Origin of the sequence: Bacteroides sp. B1-V-101 (genome assembly GCF_023656585.1) — a bacterium.
Classification (GTDB): domain Bacteria; phylum Bacteroidota; class Bacteroidia; order Bacteroidales; family Bacteroidaceae; genus Bacteroides; species Bacteroides thetaiotaomicron.
Genome location: NZ_JAMOKH010000008.1, coordinates 168,286 through 193,261, shown reverse-complemented (window position 1 = coordinate 193,261; position 24,976 = coordinate 168,286). Strand labels below are relative to the sequence as shown.

16 protein-coding genes and 1 tRNA gene are annotated in these 24,976 nt (G+C 43.6%); 3 read left to right on the top strand and 14 right to left on the bottom strand.

The features are described from left to right. Window positions 1-353: 353 nt before the first annotated feature. The 10 genes from NBH01_RS08755 to bamJ (NBH01_RS08710) form a co-directional block, all read right to left on the bottom strand. Entirely contained in the window at window positions 354-1,544 is a 1,191-nt protein-coding gene (locus NBH01_RS08755; protein ID WP_070751090.1) for a THUMP-like domain-containing protein, read from the bottom strand. 36 nt (window positions 1,545-1,580) lie between these two features. After that, the gene (locus NBH01_RS08750; protein ID WP_062694162.1) at window positions 1,581-2,459 is read right to left on the bottom strand and encodes a M15 family metallopeptidase; all 879 of its coding nucleotides are present in this window, start codon (window positions 2,457-2,459) and stop codon (window positions 1,581-1,583) included. A 261-nt stretch (window positions 2,460-2,720) separates the two neighbouring features. Continuing rightward, window positions 2,721-5,624 carry a DUF6493 family protein gene (locus NBH01_RS08745; RefSeq protein WP_062694164.1) on the bottom strand — a complete coding sequence of 968 codons (2,904 nt, stop codon included), beginning with the start codon at window positions 5,622-5,624 and terminating at the stop codon, window positions 2,721-2,723. A gap of 147 nt (window positions 5,625-5,771) precedes the next feature. Next, a complete protein-coding gene (locus NBH01_RS08740) occupies window positions 5,772-8,618 on the bottom strand; it encodes a DUF6493 family protein (protein ID WP_250700067.1) in 2,847 nt (948 codons plus the stop codon). Then, the gene (locus NBH01_RS08735) at window positions 8,606-9,961 is read right to left on the bottom strand and encodes an SWIM zinc finger family protein (protein ID WP_011108575.1); all 1,356 of its coding nucleotides are present in this window, start codon (window positions 9,959-9,961) and stop codon (window positions 8,606-8,608) included. Before NBH01_RS08735 ends, NBH01_RS08740 begins: the two co-directional genes overlap by 13 nt. 937 nt (window positions 9,962-10,898) lie before the next feature. After that, window positions 10,899-10,972, bottom strand: a tRNA-Ile gene (locus NBH01_RS08730). 93 nt (window positions 10,973-11,065) lie between these two features. Next, on the bottom strand, window positions 11,066-11,377 hold the full coding sequence (locus NBH01_RS08725; protein WP_048699229.1) for a DUF4491 family protein: 312 nt from the start codon (window positions 11,375-11,377) through the stop codon (window positions 11,066-11,068). Window positions 11,378-11,381: 4 nt separating this feature from the next. Continuing rightward, window positions 11,382-11,846: an Lrp/AsnC family transcriptional regulator gene (locus NBH01_RS08720; protein ID WP_005928359.1), complete on the bottom strand. Its 465-nt coding sequence runs from the start codon at window positions 11,844-11,846 to the stop codon at window positions 11,382-11,384. Between the two features lie 160 nt (window positions 11,847-12,006). Then, window positions 12,007-12,882, bottom strand: a complete 876-nt coding sequence (gene bamJ, locus NBH01_RS08715) for a BamJ family beta-barrel-assembly machinery protein (RefSeq protein ID WP_008767263.1) — start codon at window positions 12,880-12,882, stop codon at window positions 12,007-12,009. A 20-nt stretch (window positions 12,883-12,902) separates the two neighbouring features. Continuing rightward, complete coding sequence (gene bamJ / locus NBH01_RS08710; RefSeq protein ID WP_008761811.1) at window positions 12,903-13,487, bottom strand: BamJ family beta-barrel-assembly machinery protein; 585 nt, start codon at window positions 13,485-13,487, stop codon at window positions 12,903-12,905. 472 nt (window positions 13,488-13,959) lie between these two features. Here bamJ (NBH01_RS08710) and NBH01_RS08705 point away from each other — a divergent pair, with 472 nt between their 5' ends. Continuing rightward, window positions 13,960-14,664 (top strand): SIR2 family NAD-dependent protein deacylase, encoded by a 705-nt coding sequence (locus NBH01_RS08705; RefSeq protein WP_061472920.1) that lies wholly within the window; start codon window positions 13,960-13,962, stop codon window positions 14,662-14,664. Here the strand turns inward: NBH01_RS08705 and NBH01_RS08700 are convergent. From NBH01_RS08700 to NBH01_RS08690, 3 genes are all read right to left on the bottom strand, one after another. Continuing rightward, a complete protein-coding gene (locus NBH01_RS08700) occupies window positions 14,648-14,866 on the bottom strand; it encodes a hypothetical protein (RefSeq protein ID WP_008767260.1) in 219 nt (72 codons plus the stop codon). The two genes, NBH01_RS08705 and NBH01_RS08700, sit on opposite strands and share 17 nt — an antisense overlap. Before the next feature lie 14 nt (window positions 14,867-14,880). Next, the gene (locus NBH01_RS08695) at window positions 14,881-15,231 is read right to left on the bottom strand and encodes a helix-turn-helix domain-containing protein (RefSeq protein WP_011108549.1); all 351 of its coding nucleotides are present in this window, start codon (window positions 15,229-15,231) and stop codon (window positions 14,881-14,883) included. A gap of 74 nt (window positions 15,232-15,305) precedes the next feature. Next, window positions 15,306-16,079: a class I SAM-dependent methyltransferase gene (locus tag NBH01_RS08690; RefSeq protein WP_011108548.1), complete on the bottom strand. Its 774-nt coding sequence runs from the start codon at window positions 16,077-16,079 to the stop codon at window positions 15,306-15,308. Between the two features lie 666 nt (window positions 16,080-16,745). Here NBH01_RS08690 and NBH01_RS08685 point away from each other — a divergent pair. Next, on the top strand, window positions 16,746-19,655 hold the full coding sequence (locus tag NBH01_RS08685; RefSeq protein WP_373151177.1) for a glycoside hydrolase family 88/105 protein: 2,910 nt from the start codon (window positions 16,746-16,748) through the stop codon (window positions 19,653-19,655). Window positions 19,656-19,919: 264 nt separating this feature from the next. Next, window positions 19,920-20,777, top strand: a complete 858-nt coding sequence (locus tag NBH01_RS08680; RefSeq protein ID WP_225678848.1) for an SGNH/GDSL hydrolase family protein — start codon at window positions 19,920-19,922, stop codon at window positions 20,775-20,777. On the opposite strand, the gene NBH01_RS08675 is transcribed toward NBH01_RS08680, so the two are convergent. Further along, window positions 20,760-24,800, bottom strand: coding sequence for a hybrid sensor histidine kinase/response regulator transcription factor (locus NBH01_RS08675; RefSeq protein ID WP_225678852.1), 4,041 nt, complete (start codon window positions 24,798-24,800; stop codon window positions 20,760-20,762). The genes NBH01_RS08680 and NBH01_RS08675 overlap by 18 nt on opposite strands. Window positions 24,801-24,976 lie beyond the last annotated feature (176 nt).

Genomic DNA, 24,976 nt, shown 5'->3' with positions numbered 1-24,976 from the left:
GCAAGGTCTTTTGCTGTGATACGAAGGCAGACTCCATTTGTAACATTAGCCGTATAATAAAAAGGTCCTTAACTTCGAAAATATCTTAGGTTTAGGAAGTAGCTATACACTTCTGAAGAGTAGTTATGTCTATATACAAACTTACCCAAGGATACGTTAATGTTCGTAAACTTGGGTAAGATTTTATAGATATTGTTTGGAGAGGACTTAGAATTCACTCTCATTTATTTTTCGGGAAATTCAGTCTGGGATTTTAAGGACAGCTGAGTGATCCTTATCCTTTTTTATCGTTCCTATTTCATATACTGATGTAATGGTGCAGGAAGGGGCTGTGTTGTAATGCTATTACAGACTCAGGCTTTCTCACAGCGGATCAGTACTTTTTGTCCGTTGTTTAAGGTGCTGGCAAACAGATAAGTGTCTCCACCTTCCGACAATTTGATTCGTTTACGGAGTTCGGCAACCGTAGCCGGAAAGTTACGTACTGTGATATTTGCTTTTTTCAAGTCTCCGAGACTTTCTTTTAGTTCTTTTTTATTAAGGCTGCACTGACTAATGATGTGGAAAGCCCTGCCGGGAAAGCTCTCGACCAACACATCAGAAGTATAAAGATGACTGTTAGGATGCAGTTTTTTAACAGGAAATGCGGAGGCGATGCTGCGGAAAGCTCCGGCTTTCAGGAGTGAAGCGTTCGGCTCATAGAGATAATTTTCCAGTACGTTGGTATAGTTGCATTCGCTGCACTGCTCCTGTTCGCGGGTGAATACGAAATGCTGTTCTTCCTGTATCCCCTTGGTAGGGAGATTTACGCAATGGATGGATATTTCTTCTACCGATGCTTGTCCGAGTATCAGTAGTAATTCTTTGCATTCATTATTGGCAGATATGATGTGAACTTTCTGTACGTGTTGTAACTCTTTCAATGCCAATGACAAGTCCAGCATGGGCGAGAGTTTGACCATGACCTGTCCCGCTTTGTTCAGTAAGAGTTCTTCCAGTTCGGCTACATCGGGTTCACAGTCTGAGATGGCAACAGTCTTTCCTCCGTGCTCGTTGCGGCGGGCAGGATCGAGGAAGATGCAGTCTACCGGAGACATAGCTTGCAGATAACTCACTCCGTCCTCGTTCTTTACGTTGATATGGTTTAGGTTCAGGATGGGAAAGTTGTGTGCTGCTATCTCGCAGAGTTCCTGCTGGCGTTCTACGTAAATGGCGGATTTGAATTTGGCAGCAAGGAAAGCGCAGTCTATTCCGAATCCTCCGGTCAGGTCCGTCAGGGAGTTACCTTTTAGAAGGGTTGCTTTGTAGCGGGCGGTGACTTCTGACGAACATTGCTCCAGTGACAGGTGCTTCGGGTACCATATATCATCCATGTCGCTCCATGATGGAATCTTTTCGGCGGCAACTTGTCTTCCTGCTATCTGTGTGATGGCGGTCGGCATATCTACATTCGGGTATTTCCGGGCTTGCAGGGCCAGAACACGTACATCATCCGTCTGATGTTCGCGGATAAAGAGCTGGGTTTCGGGGGATATTTGCATCATAGGTTGTTTATATTCGGCGTTATATGGTGGTATTCGTTATGGTATTACGTTGTATTTCTTCCGGGCTTCTTCCCGGCTGCAGAAGTTGAAATGCCACCATTCGCTGGGCAATGCACGGAATCCGACGGCTTTCATTACTTTCCTCAATAATATCCGGTTCTGACGTTCCGTTTCGGTGATTTTTCCGTTGCGTATCAGTTCGCCTTCTTCGGTGATGTGTGCTTCTACTCCAAGATGATCTACCTTTGTGCCCATAGGCAACGGTCGCCCCAGCGAGTCCTGAATGCTGATGTCTACCGCCAGGCCGTAATTATGAAGTCCGCCTCCACGGTTGGGGTTGGAGACATATCTGTATTTGGAAGTTCCTTTGACCACATCCCACATTTTTCTCTGTACGGACATCGGACGTGCAGCGTCGTAAATAATGAGACTGTAAGATGGATGCAGTGCCTTCAGTGCTTCTTGTGCTTTTAAGAGGGCATACGCCGCATGAGGATGCAGATAGGCTTCGGACAGGTCGTCATAAAGAATTTCTCCGGTGAAGTTATCCGCTTTTGTGTACATTAGGCTGATGGCGATGCTGTTGTCCAGCTCCGCTATGTTTATTAGTCCCAGAGAATCCATGTAAAGAGCCATCGGGCTTTTCTGATGTTTTGGAACTAGTGTGCTGGCGGATTCATTTTTCTGCGAGGGGGATGTATAAATAGAATCTGCATCAATGGAGTCCGCATGAGCAAAGGATATACAGTCGGATGCTGTACCTTCGGGGCTTATATCTCCGGGTCCTGCGCATATAGAGTCTGTGCACGTTGTTTCGACCTTTGCAGATGTCTTCGTCTCTTTATGCCCCGGTACACAGGAATACCCTGCCAGCAGAAAGCAAAAGACAGATAAACTATATTTCAGCATCATCATTACTCCTTTGGGTTTTGTGTGCCAAAGATACTTCTTTTTGAATTTAGCACCAATAAAAAGCCTTTTTTACGCTGTTTGTTGGATCTATATATCCTGCGCGTTGGACATATATGCCCTGCGTATTGGATATATATCCCCTGTACGTTGGACATATATATCCTGTATGTTAGGTTACTATACCCTGCATGAACGGTAACTATACCCTATATGCAAATATAGTCTGAATACCGGCACACCTTCTTCTGTGATTTATCCGGATTTTCAGCGGTTGATACTGACTATTACTTTTTTTAGATTGGCCGTATTCTTCCATATTTCGAGTAGTTGCAGAATACGTTCATCCGTTACTCTGCTGTTATTGACAGACAACAGTTCCGAATATATTTCCAGCAGCTTCTTCAGTTCCTTGACAGGCTGTTCCGGAAGTTCGGCAATCAGTGATGTAAGCAGCAGCTCCAGTTCCCGGTTGTGCAGTGGGCTGATGTTTATCATTTGCTGTTGTATCAAGTCGGTAAGTCTTTTCAGAGGTCCCCATCCGGTACGTTGGTGCGAACCCAGTATCCTGCCGATACGTGCACTGTCTATACATCCTGTGCTGACACGGTCCGTCCATATTCCGGCGGCATAAGAACGGGAAGTCTTGTCGGCTACCAGCATACAACTCGCTTCTAGCAGATAAGAGGTCTCATGCCATTCGTGCCTTAATTGGTGAAGTGCCTCTATAGTGGCTTGGGTGATACCAACTTCTCTCACTTCATTTAGCATCGGATCATAAATGGCACAGCGGATGCACCATACAAACAATGGTTCCGGTGTATTGGGAGCTAGCCATATAAGGCGGGGCAGATCGTTTTGTATATCGTCATAACGTTCTATCTGTGAATACATTTCCACCAGTAGCGGATGCGGATCATACGAGTGATAACTCACTCTCTCATCATACTTTCCTTTATTGACGATGTGGATGTTCTCCCCTTCCGGAACATTGAAACTAAGGGTTGAAGATGTCCAGTTGACCACTTTGTTGTGATAATCAGTATATGAATGAGGCGTTTGGAAAGTCCACCATGAGAAGTTTCCCGTCAGAAATTCGCGTGAGCTTTTGCTATAAGAGAAATCTTTGAATTCAGTATAAACCGTCTTCGGTGATTTGATCAATCCTGCTGTCATCCACCACGAAGGGTGGGCGAAGGGAGCTTGTGGAACAGCATCTTTTGCTCCCATCAAGAAGGAAAACAAACTTTGGTATTCCCCTTCCAGTTCCTGAAGAACAGTCGGAAGGTCTTGCGAGGGATAATCATTCAATGCCATCCTCGACAGGGCTATCTGCATATCTATATCGTCCGGTTCGGCATTGGCCTGCTGATATTGTCCGAGTCTTTTTATCAGAACTATGGGGTCAATAAATGCAGGCGTATGCGTAGGAGTGGATAGCATGGGAAGTCGGTTCTCGTTGCTTTCCAAAAGGTCTAATGTCCGGCACAGTAATTGTTTGTGAATAGGAAATTCCGTTCTTTTATTACTCTTTTGGCGGATGGTTATTCTCTGCAGATTGCGATATCTCCACTGACCTTTCTGAAGTTCGTCTTTCTGCACCATTTTCTCGTGCAGGGTGCTCAGTTCTTTTGCTTCTACAGGGAAACGCTTGATTAATAGTTTTGCGTAGTCGATAAGGAACGTTGCCATCATAGAATCCAATATTCCGTTGCGTGAACTTCCGCCATTGATAAGTAACTTATAGGCACGTTGAAGAACAGGTGTCCATTGGGTGATATGTTTCGCTTCCAGTTGCTCATTCCATTCTACCAACGCATTCAGGAAAAGGTCGAAGTGGTATAACTCATTGGAATCTAGTATTTGGCTGGCCAGAAATATCAGGTCTTCGATGGAAGTAATTTCCTGTATCCGGTTGTCTTCCCGAAGGATGGGTGGCATCGGTTCATAGTCGAAGGAGGCGACATTTGCCTGCTCGTCAAGAGTAGTCAGCAAGACTTTATCGGTAGATAAAGCATCTGAAACATTGTCTTTCAGATAAGCTGCCAACTCTTTTTTAGTGCTGGTCAGCATTGTTTCTGCATAAGCAGAGAGTGCTTCTTTCAATGTGGGCGACTCTGTTTCTCCAAATGTTTGAATCAGTTTCACTATCTTGTTCTGAGTAGACTCGTCGCGACTCATCAACCCTTGTGTGGCAGCGCAACAGATGGCATCATGATATTCTTTTTTCTCTTTCGCCAGTTTGCTGAGAACTCCCAGCGTGTTTTGATGGACAGCTTTTACATCCGAAGCGAAGAGGACAGCGGTCTGATCCAGAAAATCATCTGTCAGGAACCGGGGATGGCTGCACAGATTCTTCAGAAGACCGAGGATGATATTGGTCGGTCGGCTATGGGGAGAAGAAAGTGCGGCAAACATCTCCGGCTGTAATGTCAGTTGTTCTTCAACGCTGGGATTGAGTGCCGTAAACATACCGGCAAACCAGCTGCACAGGTTCTTGTTGAAGTTCCGGTTGATTGCCAGCAAAGACTCTTTCAGTACACGCATACGGTCTAACTTTCCGTTCTCGGTGAAGTGCTGGAATGTATAATAAGGATATCCTTTGGCCGGATTGGCGTGCCAGTTTTGCCCGCAGTCATATTCAAACAAATACCAGATGTGCTCGTTGATTGTAATATCCCGCTTTTCTAATACGGGGGTAGTGTGGATATAGTTAACCAGATAACCTGCTATCGTCTGCGGAGAGGGGGAAACGGTGAGAATACCCCTTTCTATCCAGTCCATCAATATCTCGTAGTCCATATTGTAGAAGCCTCCGAACTCCTTACCTTCACCTTCAACGAAATAACTATCCAGCCACGTGGGAATATGCCATGCAGCTATCTCGTTCAGATGCGCTGTGTTTATCCCCCATTCGTGTTTGCGAAATTCCTTGAGGGGAAAAATCACAAGGGCGGCAAGATCAATAATGTGATGCTGTCCCGACGTGGCACGCGTACCGTATGTCCTTTCTTCCAGCTGGACAAACTTATTATAGTATTCTTCCAATCGGCTGAGGCAGGGAATGAGGCTCTCCCGCTCCTCCTGTGTCAGTTTCTGCAGAAAAGGAATGATCTTCTGCCCTTGCTCTTTTTCTACTATCTCGGTAAGCTGTGTTTCTAGTGCAGTCATGGCTATAATTTTGATTGAAGGATATATGATAACAATATCCGTGTTTATAAATTAGTCTACTTTAAATCAATTAAGATCACCTGAAATGATAAAAACCTGATACCAAGCAATATTACCTATTACTTATTACCTGATACCTATCACTTATCACCTGCCTAATGCAGTAACTACTTTTTTCAGATTAGCATTCTTTTTCCACATTCCCAGGCGCTCGCGGACTTTGTCGTCAGTTACGCAATGACCGTTCATGCGAAGCACTTCCGCGTAGAGTTCGAGTAACTGTTTTTGTCCGGTGACCGGATTGTCGGGTAATCCGCCGATCAATACAGTGAGTAACTCTTCCAGTTGTTGATTGTGAAAGGCGCTTCGTTTGTATATGCTTTCATACACTTCTGTGGTGAAGCGTTTTAGCGGAACAATGCCCATATTGATAATTCGTGCTACTATTTCTCCTAGCCGGTGATTGTCTATTCTGTTGTTAGCGATGCCTTCCACCCATAGCTCCGCAGCGTATGAACGGACGGTTTTGTCAACAAAAAGCAGGCCTCCGCCCAGCAACAGTAAACTCATCTCCCGAAGCGGACAGTGAAAAGACAATAACATGCGTAAAGCATTGGCTACACTGCGTTTGCTCTCTTCCTGCGGTGAACCGAAGTCCATGTAGTAGTTGATGATTTGTGCAACCAGTGGTTCCGGCTGGTTGGGGAAGAAGCTGAACAGACGTTCCATATAGTCGGAATCGCCTATATTGTATCTGCTGTTGATGATCAGATGTTCTTGCCAAAGCTGGTGGCTGTTGTGTTCTGCATACTCATGCCACTTGTAGAAATCGAGCTGGAGCAGACGTACATCTGCTGCATATTGATTTTCTTTCTGTGCCGGTTCTTTCCAGCCATAATTTCCTGTCAGGTAATTGTGGGGCAGCGTGTTGCAGGAGAAGTTTTTGAAGGCTTCAAATTCTGTATCCGGCTCTTTCACCAGTCCGGCTGCAAGCCAGGCAGATGGATGATTGTACGGTGGTTCGGGCTGCGTCCCTTTATCTAATAAAAAGAGACAAAGATGCAGATATTCATTATTTAATAATTGTCGGGCGACAGCAATGGCTTCTTCCTTGTCTTCTAAAGCGCAGCGTGCTATGGCCAGCTGAAAGTCCCATGAACAAGGCTTTGCATTCGCTTCCTGATAAACGGCGAGCCGTCGTACAAGTTCGGTGGCCTGGATGTATGCCGGGCTATGTGTCGGAGTAGAGAGTAAAGGTAATGAGTCGCCTTTTTTGATTTTACGGATTACTTCCAGCCACAATTGTTTGATAGGTTCAAAACAGGTTCTATTGCTGTAAGTTGGCTGCCAGTCTGCAAGACGCTTGAAAGCACGTTCGTCGTAGGCTCCTCTGTTTGCGTCTATCCCTTTAAGTCTTTCTTCCAGGCGGGTGAAGATTTTACTTAGGAATCCTTGGTTGGCAGTGTCTTTTTGTGTCCATAAACGTTGATATTCCAGCAGGAAAGTGGCAAGAAAGTTCTCGTATACCGCCCAACTGTTGATAATGATGTTGGCTGCCCGTTGGAATACAGGCTCCATCCGGCTGAAATCTTCTTCATCCAACTGAGGATGGAAGGCGATGAGGGCGGCAATCGTTGTGTCTGTTTCCCAACTTTCATTCATGTCGAACAGGCGGCTGAGCTGGAACAGAAAATCTTCTTTCTTGGCAGGAAACGGGATGCGGTTGTCTTCCCGACAAATACGAACCTTTTCTTGGGAGGTTGTTTCGGGAAGGCCGGTTTCTTCCGCAGGTTGCTTCATGAAAGAAACAAGTATATCCTGTACGCTCTGGAACATCTCGGATTGGTAAGATAGCAATGCCTCTTGCAATGTAGAAGAGGATGCGTCTCCGTACTTTGATATAAAGCTGGCAGCTTTCTTTTGCAGGCTTTCATCTTTCTTCAGGAATAGTTGGCAGAGTGGGATGCAACACGCTTCTTTCATTTCGGGGTGCCCGGCAACGATCTGCTCAAAAATGGAATGAATAGTAAGCAGTGAGTTTTTGGGGCTGGAAAAGAAAAGAGTAGTCGCACGCTCGATAAACTCCTGATAGCGGAACCCGCCTTCGGAAGCAATCTTTTTTAGTTGTTGTAACATCACATTCACCGGTTTGGTGTATGGAGAGGTGAACACTTGCATGATTTCCTCTTGCAGGGATATGAGTTCTTCCGCCCTTGGCTGCAATTCTTCAAAGAGTCCGGCAAACCAATTTACCATGTCTTTTTTAAAACTTCGGTTGAAGGTGGAAAGTGTTGCTCGCAGAAGCCGGTTTCTGTCCAGATGTCCGTCGAGCGAGAAACGATAGAGAATTGCGCTGAAACTTTCGTCCTGCACCGTAATCCCTTCTTTATAAGCACGCTTGGCGCAATCGTCCAGGTAGCCGAGATTTGATTCATATTCGAAGACGTACCAAATATGCTCTTTTAAGGTGATTTCCCGTTTCAGCAGTGGGCTGCTGTCGAAAGTCTCTTCTTCTTTGCTGTTGGAAGATCTTATTCTGATCTGCCAGGGGACCATTTGTCCCAAGAGCTTCGGAGAAAGCTCTTTTATATACCCCAAATCTACGAGCTGCATGAGTTCTTGATAGTTTAGGTTGAAGCTATAGAATGAGTGATCACCATTAATGAAGTCGGATAACCAAGTGGGGCGGTAAAGCTGGAGCAGTTTGCAGAGTAGCTCAAAATCTATTTCGTATGCCATGGTCATCTCACGTTTATTGGCACTTATAAACTCAATTGCGGCAAGAAAACGCCTTCGGGCAGGGTCGCAGCAAGTCATCCAACCTTCTCCTCTTTCATATTGCAGTTCTCCGATAGTTGGAATCACTTTCCGTCTTTCTTTCATCGGGAGTTCTAATAATCGCTTGATAAAAGGAATCAATATCTTTTCTTCTTTCTCCGGAGTATCCACATAAGTTTTGGCTAGTTTCTCCAATTCGTGTTTCAGTTCTTCCATTGTACTCGTTTTTTGACTGCTAAAATATGTTTGCAGGCTCCCCGTTCTCCCTGATTGCCGCTAAACCAGGTACAGGTGCAGCGTTCTTTCTCACTTTCCCTGTCCAGAATAACCGTATGTCTTACTCCTCCGCTCCCAGCGACACGTGCTTCGGTCCGATTTCCGTCATTTGATATAATTTCCACTTTCTCTTCTTCCAATAGCTTCTCGGCAGCTATCATACGCGGATTGAGGCTCAGGATACGCTCTGTCTTAAAGGGCAGGCGACGATAAAAGAAACTATTATCATCCAGATCGAAGCCCAGTAACCCCATAGCTGCCAGTCGTGCAGACAGAGAATCCACCTTATCGAGATCAATGTGCTCCTCAATAGCGAAAAGAGTGGGGTTGAACTGCTGGTTGGCGTAACTGTATTTATCCATCGCTGCTATCCATTTCTCCGGGACGTCTTCAAGCAGGGCGTCCAATGCCGCACCTTCTCCGGAGAATCCGCGCCAGCATTCCCGCGACAGGGAAAGGCTGAAACGAACCGGACCGAAATAGAGTTGCCAAATGGTCGATTGCATCGTCGGATGGACAAAGACTCTCAGCTCGTCAGCAAACGGCAACAGGGGTTCGAGCAGGCGCAGACGATGTACCCCTCCGATACAAACGGCATTCAGACTTTTCACCGGTGAAAAGGCCGGTTTTTGTCCGCGCATCACCAAATAATAGTCACATTTCACGGTTCCTTTGGGGAGTGTCTGAAAGAGTTGCAAAGTCTGTATGCGATTGAACGAATACATCCGTTCGGCAACAGACTGGTAAATCTGTACCGTGGTCAGCCCCTTTATCCATTTTACGGGCAACGGTACTTTGCGTTCTATTACTTTTTCACCTTTATTGTAAAGCCCTACCTCCTTAGGTCCGACTGACATCACTACTTTTTCTTGTTTGCTGATGCTTCCCAGTGCAGAAATCATACCGGCATTGAAGTCAACATTCGTTGTTCCGTTCTCCAGGAACTCTCCGTCGTGTCCGTCGGGCAGTACGTCGACTCTGGCATATACACCTGCACAATTCGAAAATCCTTCGAAGCGTAAACGTTCATTTCCTGCCGTCACAATCGGGTCTTTCAGCATGGAAAGCTGGGCAGGAGTCAGATTAAAACTGGATTGTACTACGTTGGACAACGCAATGAGGCAGCGTGCCGTCATATAAGGTTGTGTCAGCTTCCCCCAAAAGAAACAGGGAGCTTCTTTCTTTTCTATTTCACTGTATTTTGCCAGAAATAATTCGTCCTGATCAGACGAACGTTGTAAGACAGACGGAGCAGCGTATTGATATGAAATAGTATCGGTCATAGATAAATATATAAGTGCTTGTTGGACATTTCCCAAATATAGAAATTAAATCTCAGAATGGAAAGTTGTTGAGTAGTTTACTCTGTTTGTGATGCTGGGATTGTGATTTTATAAAGTGAAATATTTTAGGTTGTTTGCTTCGCTTTTGCGTTTTGAATGCGAAAGTCAGTGTTTGCTTTTATGGATTGTTTTTTGTTTCAGTATAAATGATTGTTTGCTGTATATTGCTGATAAATAAAGAATTATTCGATTATTAAAAATTATTCTTAATAGTTTTAGATAGATCTTTATATCTAAATAAATTATTTTTTATAACTACAATTATATAGCTTTTTTATATGTAATGGAGAAATAATATTTTTGCGGTAAAATATTACTTTCACATTAGAGAGAACTAATAAGTGTTATGAAATATAGATTAAGAAAAGGAAGCTGTTTGTGAAAATCGCTCCAATATTGTTTGTTTTGTTTGTGTTATCCCATTTTGGTGCCAAGAGTGGTTTTCAAAATGGGATTTTTTTTGGGGCTGACTAAAAAGTCGGTAGTATCTTAAATCTCCTCCTTCGGGAAGGAGGAGTACCCGCAGGGGGAGGTGGTAGGTGAATACGCAATTCTTTCATTCATAGTAAAATAGATACAACCTTGTTCTACCTACCACCCCGGCTTTCAGCCACCCCTCCTTCCCGAAGGGAGGGGAATTGGAGATACTATTGCCTTTTTAGTCAGTCCCTATCTAGGGTTTCTTTAATGATGCCCGTTTTATTTACCTCTTCCGTATCTTTAAAATCATAATTTTGTGGGAACTAGTATATTCTCATATACTTTGGCATGGAATAAATTCTCTGAAAGGAAGCGAAAATTAGAGGAAGCAATAGATTCGGTTCCGATACCGGATATAAAAAAAGGTTGTAACACAAGTTGTTACAACCTTTTTTTGTGGACCAGCCTGGGCTTGAACCAGGGACCTCCAGATTATGAGTCTGTTGCTCTAACCAACTGAGCTACAAGTCCGGTGTATCCGTTTACTGGATGCGGTGACAAAAGTAGTATTTTCTATTGAAATATGCAAGTCCTAACAATAAAAAACTACAATACTTTCTCTTCTCAGAACTTATATTTGCGTTTCGGGTTCTTGGGGAACCAGCCTTTTTTTACCCGGTCTTCCTGCTCAAAGACCTCTTTGATGGTCCAGAACGAGGAGAAGGCAAATACCCCTAACAGAGAAGACAGAATGACATTGTCGACGCTCAACGATGCCGCGACGCCTGCAATGCCTAGTATCAGGAATATCCACCAGCATTTGGTGCCCCAATAATATTCGGCCTTTACCACAACAGGGTGAAAAAGGCCGATAATCAAAAAGGTACAAATTCCGATAAATAACCCGGCAAGGTGATATTCATTCAGGAATTCCATTCTGTTATTTTTCTACGCGGATAGGAATTTCTTTTTTGATACTCTGTTCCAGAGAAATCAGTGTTTCTGTAGCAACCACACCCGGTATTTCTTGCATTTTGTTATTCAGCAAGTCCATCAGGTGTTCGTTGTCGCATGCGTAGAGTTTGGTCAGCATGGTGTAAGGACCGGTAGTGAAATGGCATTCCACAATTTCCGGAATCTTTTGCAACTCGGCCACCACTGATTTGTACATAGAACCTTTTTCCAGTTTGATTCCCACGTATGTACAAGTTCTGTAACCCAGTGATTTCGGGTTTACATGATAGCCTGAGCCTACGATGACGCCCAAGTCGATCAGTCTTTGTACGCGTTGATGGATAGCTGCACGTGACACTCCGCATTCGGCTGCTACGTCTTTGAAAGGGATGCGGGCATTCTGTGAAATAATCTCTAGAATCTGCCTGTCGAGGTTGTCTATTTTTTCCATAATAATAAATTATAATTTCCTGTTGTTATCAAATAGTAAGCAAATATAGAGATTTATTTTAATTATTCTTCTTTTACGGGAAAAAAAATAGGAAAAAGCAAAAAAAAGGAGTGCAAAGACTTTGCACCCCTTTCCTTTTTCTATTTAGAAAGATACTTTCTTATTTCTTATCTTTTTCGATACCTACCAGTTCAACTTCGAAAATCAGAGTAGAGAACGGTTTGATCTGTCCTGATTCTCTTGAACCGTAAGCGAGTTCTTGCGGGATGTAAAGTTCCCATTTAGAACCTACAGGCATCATAGTCAGAGCTTCTGTCCAGCCTTTGATTACTTGGTTGGCACGGAAAGTAGCAGGCTCGTTACGTTTGTAAGAGCTGTCGAATTCTGTACCGTCGATCAAAGTACCTTTATAGTTCACTTTCACTTTGCAAGTGTCAGCAGGGATTTCACCTTTACCTTCAGTGATTACTTTGTACTGCAATCCGCTTTCAGTAGTTTTCACACCTTCTTTAGCTTTGTTTTCAGCAAGGAATTTTTCACCGGCAGCTTTGTTGTCAGCGTATTTTTCTTCCATAGCTTTCGCTTTGATAGTTTCCATAGCTGTGCGAGTATATTCCTGAGCAGCTTCCATAGTCATCACGCCACCTTTTTCCAGTGTACCTGCGATGAAACCAGCCATGAAGTTGTCTTTGCTGATCGTTTTGGTAGAGTCACCAGCGAACAGTTCCTGGTTGATACCTTTCATCATCTGGTTGCTGATCTGCTGACCGATCTGAAGACCTGCCATGTAAGCGATGTCTTTCTTGCTGGTCTTGTTTGCACCTTCGTTCAAACCTTTGATGAATTCTGCCATATATGCAGTATCAACGTCCAGACGGCCTGTCAGATAGCCTTTCAGACCTTGAGTCTGAGCCATACCGATAGAGTAAGACAGTGAGTCGATGTCTGTTTTCAGATTTGCTTTAGGAGCTTGAGCTGTACAAGAAGCAAGACTTGCAGCAGCGGCGATTGCCATAAAAATACTAACTTTTTTCATTTTGCTTTGAAATTTTTTATTTATAATACTTCGAGTAATTCTACTTCAAATACCAATGTGCTGTGGGGAGGAATCATTTCTCCGGCACCTCTGGCGCCATAAGCAAGGTCGGACGGAATATAGAGTTTCCATTTGGAACCTTCGGGCATCAGTTGCAATGCTTCCACCCATCCCGGGATTACCTGATTGACGCCGAATACAGCCGGTTCTCCGCGCTTGATAGAGCTGTCGAACAGTGTACCGTCGATCAGTGTGCCTTCGTAGTGGCATTTTACCTGATCGGTAGCTTTCGCTTTTTTGCCTGTGCCTTCGTTGATCACTTCGTATTGCAGTCCGCTGGGCAGCGTAACCACGCCCGGCTTTTTCTTATTTTCTTCGAGGAAAGCTTTTCCTTGTTCGATGGCGGCAGCGCCCATCTTAGCTTCCAGTTCTTCGAAATACTTGTTCACTATTTCGCGGGCTTCCTGATGGCTGATAGCCGTCTGATTACCTTCCAATACATCTTTAATTGCTTGTGCAAAGTCATCTACAGCGATGCCTTTTGCACCCATGCTTAATAAGTTTTGACCGATTCCGAGGCCAATAGCGTAACTGAATTTATCCATATAATGTTTTTGTTGAAGATCGAAGCATATCACCTTCATGGTTTTAGCTTTCAATCAATTGCAAATTTATGAATCGCAAAAGTACACGTTTTATTTGAATGATTTAGCATTTAGTATTTAAAAATTCTTATATCCGTGAAAGTTAGTCTCTTTTCTTTAAGGAATTAATTCCTTCATTCCTAAGATTTAATCTTTGTGTTCTTACTGTTTTAAGTTCGTTTATGCTGGAATTTATTCGTCTGACTATAGTTAAACTTGCGTCTGACTACAGTTGAATTATCGTCTGACTATAGTCAGACGAAAGAATTACTATAGTCAGACGAATAGATTTTAGTATATCCGGCACGAAGTCTTCGTATGGACGGTATTAAATTCTTGTATACCTTGGATTAGATTATGCGGGCGGAAGTTTTCTTTTATTCAATGATTCTGATTACATTTGTATATCTTTTAATAATAAGGAGGAGCGGTTATGAAGAATCTGGTAGTATTGACAGGTGCGGGCATGAGTGCCGAGAGTGGAATCAGTACATTTCGCGATGCGGGCGGTTTGTGGGATAAATATCCTGTGGAGCAGGTAGCTACTCCCGAAGGATACCAGCGTGATCCGGCATTGGTGATTAACTTTTATAATGCACGAAGGAAACAATTGCTGGAAGTGAAGCCGAATCGCGGACATGAACTGCTGGCGGAACTGGAAAAGAATTTCAATGTGGCGGTTATCACACAGAATGTGGATAATCTGCACGAACGGGCAGGAAGCAGCCATATCATTCACCTGCATGGTGAGTTGACAAAGGTCTGCTCCAGCAGAGACCCGTATAACCCTCATTATATAAAGGAACTGAAGCCGGAAGAGTATGAAGTAAAAATGGGAGATAAGGCCGGTGACGGAACTCAGTTGCGTCCTTTTATTGTCTGGTTCGGAGAGGCGGTGCCGGAGATTGAGACAGCTATCCGATATGTAGAAAAGGCGGATATATTCGTTATCATCGGCACATCGCTCAATGTATATCCTGCGGCAGGTTTGCTGCATTATGTACCGAGAGGAGCAGAGGTGTATCTGATAGACCCGAAGCCGGTGGACACACATACTTCCCGTTCGATACATGTCCTTCGGAAAGGAGCTTCTGAAGGGGTGGAGGAACTGAAACAACTGCTTATTCCAGCTCCGTAGCAAAGATATGACTATTCCGGAGTGTTTCCGAAATCTCGAGTGCGGTGATATTGCTGCACTCGATTCTTAATACCTTCTCCCAGTCCTCGAAATCTACATTCCATCGGGTGATTTGCGGGAACTTTGCCAGGAGACTTCCGATGAGCTTGATGTCGCGTCTCTTCGTGATGGAGGTCCGAAAAATTAGAATCTGATTTTCCATGTCTTTTTAGGTGTTTATTCCTGTGAACGAAATTCACGGATAGTGATATTGAAATGTTGCTTAAAGTTGCGGCTGAGGAGTGATAAACTGCTGAAACCACAGCGACTGGCAATTTCGGTCGCAGACAGTTGCCTGTCATTCTGTAGTAGCAGTGCTGCTTTTTCAATCCGGGTGCGTTTGATATATTCCGTCGGTGTTTCGCCCGTCAGAAACGTGAAAACGCGATGAAAGTGGAAAGGAGAAAAGCACGCGATTCCTGCCATCTTATGCAATGATAGAGGTTGGTCTATGTTTTGATGAATATATTCGGTCACTTTGTCGATCCGTAATTTATATTCCTGCCTATTTATTTCTTTCGTTTCCATTTTAATGCAAAATAAAGAATAATAAGAGCCGGAGAGTTGTCCTATCTTGCCAACTTCTCCGGCACAGATAATGATTATCTTTTTTGTCCTATATAGAATACGTAGCCATAGTAATCTTTATATTTACTATACAGGCTTCGTTCGTACTGCTGACCTTTCATGAAATCCATCGCAGTTTTATTTCCCGCGTGTTCTTTCATGAATGTCTCCCGTACTTCATCTTGTGGGGCAAAATAATGTTCTGTCCAGCAGTTCTCCGGTAGGATGAAATGGGCTGTTGGAGTATATCCGGCCCTTTCCATCTTGTCAATACATGTCGGGATCACGCTGATTTCCGGATAGGCGTCCATCCAGAAGTCTTCTATTTCCGCAGGGCGTTCCGAAGTGAACCAGGATGCTTCGCTCACTGCGATAAAACCGCCTTTTTTCAGGTATTTGCTCCATTCGTTCATCCCACGTTCGAATCCTATATTGTAGATTGCTCCTTCCGACCAGATCAGGTCGAGTTCCTCGTTCTGAAACGGGAGATTGTCCATTGATCCGGTGATTCCTTTTACTCTGTCGGCGCAATTGGCTTTCACCGCATTCTCATTGAATATTTCGATAAAATCGGGAAAGAGGTCTATGCCCGTAATCTGTCCTTTCACGTAGTCAGCCAGAAACAGTGTCTGACCGCCTGTGCCGCAGCCGATATCGGCAATCTTAGCATCATCGGTCAGTTCGTTGATGAAACTTACAGCTTTGCGTGTGGCTTCCGGACTTCCGGGACCTTGACGTTTCAGCAGCTTGAAGTAGTTACATATGAAAGAAAAATCGAAATCATGTATAGATGTATTATTGTTACTCATTGTTTTTAATGTTTTAGGTGTACGTCAAATGGAGGCATACGAGGATGCATAAAACCATTTGAGCCTACAATAGTTGTTATTTTTTAGAAAATAGAAATCAACTCTGACATGAATATGCCGGAGAAAATGTAAGGGATAATCTGTAATGAGAGGAAGACTTACAGATTATTTACAGAACGAGATCCTTGCGGAATGTAAATGTGATTAACATCCAATTATTCTTTTTAGTTTGTGGCAAAGATATGGTTTTAGAGATAAAACTCGATCATTTATTGGGAGAAAAAATACTGTTAACCTGCATTTTAGCAAGAATCGTCAAAAAAAAGGTTTTTTCAATATGTAAGAATACTTTTTATGACGGTATCTTCATTTAAATGATGAAATTTCAAATAAAAAAGATTATATTGTCGCCTCGTTAAGATGCTGATAACTGTGCATAATCATATTGTTACAACTGAATGCGTGTAAACGAAGTTATTATGATGGATAAAATATGAAAGTTCTAATGGTAGCAGATAAAACCAAAGAAAATTAAAATAGATCGCAAAGAAGAAAACCAAATTTGATCTGAAAGCAATAGATGGCCTGTTGGTAGACAGGCAATTTAATATTTTAAATTCTAGGAACATGACAAAGAAACGACTCTTAACCCTTATTTTATGTATAATGGGTGGTATCTGTACAATGAGCGCATTCGCACTTATCAGGTCCGAAGTGAAGCAATCGATGCGTAGGGTAGCCGATTGGCAGATCGGTCATTACAACAGAGCTGTTTATGGTGATCTCAACTGGGTGAATGCCACCTTTTTCCTGGGACTTGCTTATTGGGCAGAAATCGCCGAGAGGGACGATCAGGATGACTTCTATTATAAATGGCTGACCCGCCTGGGAAGTCGTAACTATTGGCAGGTAGATAAACGGATGTATCATGCAGATGATATCTGTATTGCTCAAACCTATCTGTATCTGTACGAAAAGTACAAGCAAAAGGATATGATTGTTCCTACTCTGGCGCGTACGGAGTGGGTGGTCGCCAATCCTCCTTCGGGTTCGTTTCAATTGACTTATGGAGATGCCACGACATTAGAACACTGGACTTGGTGCGATGCTCTTTTCATGGCACCTCCCGTTTATCTGAAACTCTATAATATCACCGGTGATAAGAAGTTCATTCGCTTTATGGATAAAGAGTACAAAGCGACTTACGACTTCCTGTTCGATAAAGAAGAAAATCTCTTCTACCGTGACCACCGTTATTTTGATATGAAAGAAAGTAATGGAGCCAAAGTCTTTTGGGGACGGGGCAATGGTTGGGTGCTTGGCGGACTTGTAGAAATGCTACGTGAACTGCCTGCCAAGAGCAAATATCGTCCGTTCTATCAGGAACTGTTTCAGAAACTCTGTTACCGCATCGCTAATTTACAAAGTTACGACGGGTTCTGGCGTGCAAGTCTGCTCGATCCGGACGCTTATCCATCACCCGAAACAAGCTGCAGCGGCTTCTTCGTATATGCTCTTGCCTATGGACTGAACGAGGGACTTTTACCAAAGGAAAAGTTCCTGCCTGTAGTAGAGAAAGGATGGAAAGCACTGCTTTCTGCAGTAGAAGAAGACGGTAAACTGGGATATGTACAACCCATCGGTGCCGACCCGAAGAAGGTGACTCGCAATATGACAGAAGTATACGGACCGGGTGCTTTCCTGCTTGCCGGAACAGAAATGTATCGTATGGCAGAGGATGCTCCGAAACAGAATGCTACGATCCCGCAGAACCGTATTCAGGAAATTGCAGCTATGCTTCCCGATCGACCGCAGGGGATAGGCACTTCTTATAAAGACCGGACTTTCTGGGATAAGATAAAAGAGAGTGACGACGCTAAACAACTCCTGGAAGAAGAAGCTCCTGCTCTGTTGAAGCAGGGGATGCCCCCTTTTGTCGATTCACTGTACCTGCATTTGAATAAGACGAACGTTCGTTTGCCGGGAGAGAACATGATGAATGCCCGTTATCAATATCTGTACAGGCTGACTTTGGCTGAATGTCTTGAAAATAAGAGGCGTTATGTCCCTGCCATCGAAAAGGCTTTGGTGGCTCTTTGCAGTCAGAAGCCCTGGTCTATCCCTGCCCACGACCGCGATCTGAAGAATTATAAAGGAACGGATTATTATGTAGACTTGGTGGTTGCTACTGCCGGCAACAGTATTGCTCAGTGTGTTGCCATGCTGGACGACCGTCTGTCTCCGGAGGTAAGGGCGCGGGTGCAGTGTGCTTTCCGTGAGAAGGTTTTCCGCCCGGTCTACCGTTGCCTGGAAGAGACAAAACCATTTTGGTGGTTCACCGCTACCAATAACTGGAACTCTGTGTGTCTGGCGGGTGTTACCGGTGCGGCTCTTGCCTTGTTGCCCGATAAGGAGGAACGTGCTTACTTTGTTGCGGCAGCCGAAAAGTATAACGTGTATGGAATGAAGGGGTACGCTGACGACGGCTACTGTAGTGAAGGTGTAGGTTATTATAATTATGGTTTCTGTGCCTACATTCTGTTGCGTGAAGAAGTATACCGGGCAACGCAGGGAAAGATCGACTTCTTTCAGACTCCCAAGTTTGTCCGTATCGCCCGGTATGGGAAGAAGATACAGATGAATGAAGGAGTGTGCCCCGCCTATTCGGATTGTCGCATCGGGTTGTCGCCGGACAAGTTTATTCTCAGTTACTGCGACCGGGCGCTGGGTATTACTTCTGCAGAAGAACAGCCTGTTTTACCCAAAGGAAACAACTTGTCCCTTTACCTTCTCGAACTTTTCACAAGTCAGGTTGCAAAGGTTGGAATGACAGACGGAATCCGTCAGGTATTGCAGGAAGAGTCGGATGCTTTGCGCGCTTATTATGAGCAGGCAGGTATTTTGATTGCTCGTCCTGCCGGTGGAACTTCCTGTCGTCTGGCCATATCAGCCAAGGGCGGAACCAATGCGGAGAATCATAACCACAATGATGTCGGTTCTTATGCCGTAGCTTTGGGAAGTGAAACGATGGTTGGCGATCAGGGTGGTCCGAACTCCTATCCCGGTGATTACTTTAACGGAGACGCTCCTCAGAAATATAAGATAAAAGGATCATTCGGTCATCCGGTTCCTGTAGTAGACGGACGAACACAGTCTTCGGGCGGGAAAGCGAAAGGTGTTGTGCTACAGAAAGAATTTACGAACGAAAAAGATGTATTCAGTATTGACTATACCTCTGCCTATTCCACCCCCAATTTGGATAAGCTCATTCGTACTTTTGTTTACGACCGTCAGGGCAAAGGCAGCTTTACGGCCGGCGATGAATTTACAGCGAAAACACCGATCCGATTCGAAACAGCCATAACGACACGAGCCGACTGGAAAGTCCTGGACGATACACATCTTCTGCTGGCTACAGATTCCGAACAGATGATTGTAGCTATTGATGCATCCGGTAAAGTGGCGTTTACTTCCGAAACGATTGAAGTGAACTCTCCTGCATATACACGTATCGGGATTGCATTGAAGAATCAGTCGAAAGAAGGATATATCCGATTGAAGATGTACACAAAATAAGTCTGTGTATTAGATATATGAAGTATTTATAGGGCATATATGCCCAGCGTGCAGGACATATATGTCCAACGTGCAGGAGATAGTTACCCTGCACATTGGCTATATATGTCCTGCAATCAGATTATAGTTGCCCTGCAAACGGGGGAAGAAGGTATTATCTTTATCTTCTTGTTTTTATTCTTGCTACTTTCGCTTAAACTGTCTATTTTTGAGGCTGCATTTCCATACTTGAATACGAGTACTTCATTTTAATAGAATAAAACAATGAAAAACAGGTTTCTGATCATATGCGCAGTTTTGTTTCTCTCCTCTTGTTTGGTGTACGGACAAGAGCAAGCATCTGTAACAAAAGACTTTTCTGAAAATAAACAAGGTTGTATTCAGCATCCCTGGCAAGGCAAGAAAGTAGGATACATCGGAGATTCCATCACAGACCCGAATTGCTACGGTGATAATATAAAGAAGTACTGGGACTTTCTGAAAGAATGGCTGGGGATCACTCCTTTTGTTTACGGCATTAGTGGAAGGCAGTGGGATGATGTACCCCGTCAGGCGGAAAAGCTGAAGAAAGAACATGGCGGAGAAGTCGATGCTATCCTGGTTTTTATGGGGACAAACGATTATAATAGTAGTGTGCCTATCGGTGAGTGGTTTACGGAACAAGAAGAGCAAGTACTGTCTGCTCACGGTGAAATGAAGAAGATGGTGACGCGGAAAAAACGTACGCCTGTCATGACTCAAGACACTTATAGAGGTCGTATTAATATAGGAATCACTCAACTGAAGAAACTTTTCCCGGATAAGCAGATCGTTCTGCTGACTCCTTTGCACCGTTCGTTGGCTAACTTCGGCGATAAGAATATCCAGCCGGATGAAAGCTACCAGAATGGTTGCGGAGAATATATAGATGCCTATGTGCAGGCTATTAAGGAGGCAGGAAATATATGGGGAATACCTGTCATAGACTTTAATGCAGTGACAGGTATGAATCCGATGGTTGAAGAACAGCTTATTTATTTCTATGATGCCGGCTATGACCGTTTGCATCCCGACACCAAAGGACAGGAGCGTATGGCACGCACTTTGATGTATCAGTTACTTGCGTTACCGGCAACTTTTTAAATATTCGGTAGGTGACATTCCGTACTCGTCTTTAAAGCATTGGCGATAGTAAGAAACATTGTTGAAACCTGTCATGTAGGCGGCTTCCGAGATATTGTATGTTCCTGTTAGCAGCAATTGCAAACTGTTCTTGAGTCTTACTTTACGGATAAATTCATTGGCGGATATCCCGGTCAATGCTTTCACTTTCCGGTAGAAGGTGGAATGGCTCATTCCTATTTTGCTTGTCATGAAAGGAATATCAAGTTCTGCATCCAGATTTTCTTCGATGATGTGAGTTAGTTTTTCAAGAAACTCTCTGTCGAGTTTGTTGAGCTCTATAGGTTCCATAGGCTCCTGTAAGGCTTTGGGCTCTAGCTCCTGTGTATGGGCTGTTATTTGCTGTGCCAGTTTCTTGCGGGATTCCAGTAGATTATGGATACGGCTGTTAAGTAATTTGGCACTGAACGGTTTTGTCAGATAAGAATCGGCTCCACTATCGTAACCTTCTTCTTTGTCCTGAATGGAATCTTTGGCTGTCAGCAGGATTACAGGGATATGACTGGTGCGCATATCTTCCTTTATGGAGCGACAGAGCTCAATACCATCCATGACAGGCATCATGATGTCACTGATAATAATATTGGGAATATATTTCTGTGCCAGTTCCCATCCTTCCTTACCATTGATGGCGGTTATGACTTGATAATTAGCGTGAAAGGAAGAAGCGATGTATTCACGGATATCATCGTTATCCTCTACTGCGAGTATGATAGGGCGGGTATCTGTTTCTTCTTTGCTATCCTCCGCGTCTACATCATTTTCTGTCATATTGAGTGGCTCTTCTCCCTCTTCTTTGTGTAAGGCATCAGGATATGTGTTCTCAGTCAGGATGCGGAAAGTAAAAGACGTTCCTTTTCCGGGTTCGCTTTTTACGTTTAAAATACCTTGATGGAGCTCTGCCAGTGATTTTACCAGTGCGAGTCCGATACCGGTTCCGGATGCTTGATGCTTGCCTTTGGCTTGATAGTAGCGATCGAATATATGTGGAAGGGCTTCGGAGTCTGTTCCATATCCGGTGTCGCTGACTTCTATTTCTGTGTATAAATTATTCTCTTCGGTGATAGTGCGAAGTGCAAGTCTGATATCACCTTCCGGCGTATATTTTATAGCATTGGATAGCAGATTATTAACGATACTCGTAATCATGTCTGTATCAAAATAGAGTTGGGTCTTCTCTGTTTCAATATCAATGTGGAATGTTACTTTTTTGTTTTGGTTCAGTTCCTTATAGCGTAATCCAATTTCAGTGATCAGATTGGCAAGATTACTTTTGCTGACTGTTAATTGTCGGTTTTGAGTTTCGGTTTTACGAAACTCAAGTAACTCGTTAATCAGGTTTAACAGGCGAATAGCACTGCTATGGATGATGCTGATCTTTTGATTATAACGTGGAGACAGATCGGGGTCGTTCAGCAAATCTTCCAAAGGGCCCAGAATCAGTGTCAATGGAGTCCGTAGTTCATGAGTGACATTGGTATAGAATCGTAGCCGTTCATTGTTTAGTTCTTGTTTGTTCTGGCTGTTTTTCCTTTCCAGTTCAAGAGAGCTTTCCAGGTTTAACTTGCGTTTATAGGTGCGGAGAGATAAATATATGGCGATGCATATAATAATGAAATAAAGCAGTTTGGCATACCATGTAAGCCAAAAGGGAGGGTGGATATGTACTGTCATGGAGGCGATATGCCCTTCATCCCAATCCTGATTTTTCAGTTTCGCTTTTACTTTGAAAGTATATTCTCCGGGAGCAATATTACGGAATGTAACCTGATTCTCTCCTTGGGTGTTGGCCCATACATTTTCTAATCCTTCTATCATATAGGCGTATTCTACCAGCTGGCTTTGAGAGTAGTCGGGGACTGTGAATGAGATTCGGAAAGAATTCTGATTATAAGGCAAATCAATGTTTCCGTTAGTTGTAGGAATTAAAACTCCGGCGTTGTGGCTTTCTATCTGTCTGTTGAATCCTTTACATTCGGTAATTTGTACGGGAGCTACCTGATGTTCGGTTATCAGTTCTTTAGGATCAAAGTAACAGACTCCGTTTAATGAGCCAAAATAAAGTATTCCGTCTTCGGTGGAGCAGGCTGATCCTTCTATAAAGTTACCTGCCGGTATGCCATCGTGATGATTATAGTTTTCGAATAATTGTTTTTTCGAATTCCAGCGAGAAATGCCGTCATTGCTACTTATCCAGATATTGCCTGCTTTATCTTCCTGAATGGCGCGGACAAAATTATCATCCAGACCATGCATGGAGTTATATGCCTCAAAGTGTTCCGGTTGCATCGTGTTCTTAATATGCGCAATCCCGTTACGTGTCGCAACCCACACTTCTCCTAGGGAGTTGAGGTAGAGTTGGTTGATTGCGTTGGAGCAGAAGCCATTATCTGTATTGAGTCGCATTGTTAACTTATTGTCTTTGTCAAAGATGGAAATGCCTCCTCCGTATGTTCCGATCCATAATTTCCCTTGGCGATCACGAAGGATGCCATATACGGAACGGGCATAAAGTTGATTGGTGATTTCTTCTGCGACACGAGCTGTACCGTTTTCATAAATATATACGCCATATTCAGCACCTATCAGCATGGTACCATCGGAGTCTTCAAAGAAGGTGATGATATCAATGTTGTCCATACCTAATGGAATGCGTTCAATTCGGTTCGTTTTTGTATTCAGCTTCAACAGGCCGTCATCATAAATCCCCAGTAAGAATGTTTGTTTCTGATCACTTCTGAGGGAAAATACTTGCCCGTAAGGTCTGCTGAGGAACGGAGTAATATTTAGAGTTTTCGTGAGCTGATAGTCTTTGAATATTGCGACTTCATTTTCGCTCCCGACCCATACTTGTCCTTCTTTGTCCGTGCTGATTCCCCATACCGGTTTGTTTTTTAGCGTTTTTCCTTTTTCTGTAGTATAAGGAAGCGTATGGAATACAGGCTTCGTGTGACTGATGAAGTTTATGCCGCTGCTATAGTTACCAATCCAGATATTACCAAAAGAGTCTTGCAGCAGGCTTCTTATATTGCTGGATGAAAGTCCGCTTTCATCATTGGATGCGGAGATATTGGTGAATTTCACACTCTTCGGATTCATGAAGGTGATGCTGTGCAAATCGAGTATGCTGATTCCTCCTATATCTGCCCCTATCCATAGTGTTCCGTCGTTCATCTCCTTGATGCAATAAATATGGTCTGCTATCAGAGAATGCGGATTACCGAACTCATGTTTGAAAGTGAGAAATTCCTCTGTTTGAGAATTGAATAAGGCAAGTCCCTGATTGGTTCCAATCCATATATTTCCGGAATGATCAATATAGATACAGTATACACTGTTGCCCGGCAGACTTTTGGGATTGTGCGGATCATTGCGATAGTTCTTGCAGGTTTTACTCTTTAAATCAATAATACTTAGTCCTCCCTGGGCGTGTCCTATGTACAGGCTTCCGTGACCATTATCGAAGGAGCACCAGCTTGAATCGTATAAATCCTTAATATTTTTGTGGGAGAAGGGTGAGAATTGCTTCGTCTGTTTATCGTAATATATAGTTCCGCCATAGTGGTTGGTGATCCATATCCCCTTATTATCGGCCGAATGTGCCAGCGCAACAATATTGCTGGCTATGCTGTCTGCTATATTATTGGTGAATTGATAAGTAGAACAGTCAAGTTTGCTCAGTCCGTCCTTGAGTCCGATCCATAGAGCATTCTCTTCTTCGTCATATAGCAGGGCATTTAATGCGTTGCTGATGATCCCGGAATCATTATCCTTATAAGTAGTAAAGTTCCGTCCGTCAAACCGACTCAATCCGGATTCTGTTGCAATCCAGATATATCCTTGTTTATCTTGTGTGATATTGGTCACATAATTGTTGGATAGGCCGTCTTCTACTCCAAGATGTTTAAGGAGATAAGACTGTGCATAGCTGTCATAATAACCCAGCAGTAGGTAAGCTATGAGTATAAAGTACATTCTTTGCATATACGTTATCATATAAGGTGATCTTTAAGACAAAAATACAATAAAAAAATGGTAAAAACCAGATGGAGATATGTTGTATGCAATGATGAACAGGAAACCGTACTGCTATCCCTTTATTAGACTATCCCATTGACAATAAGCTAATTAATGTGATGTATCGTGAATCGTTCATGCCG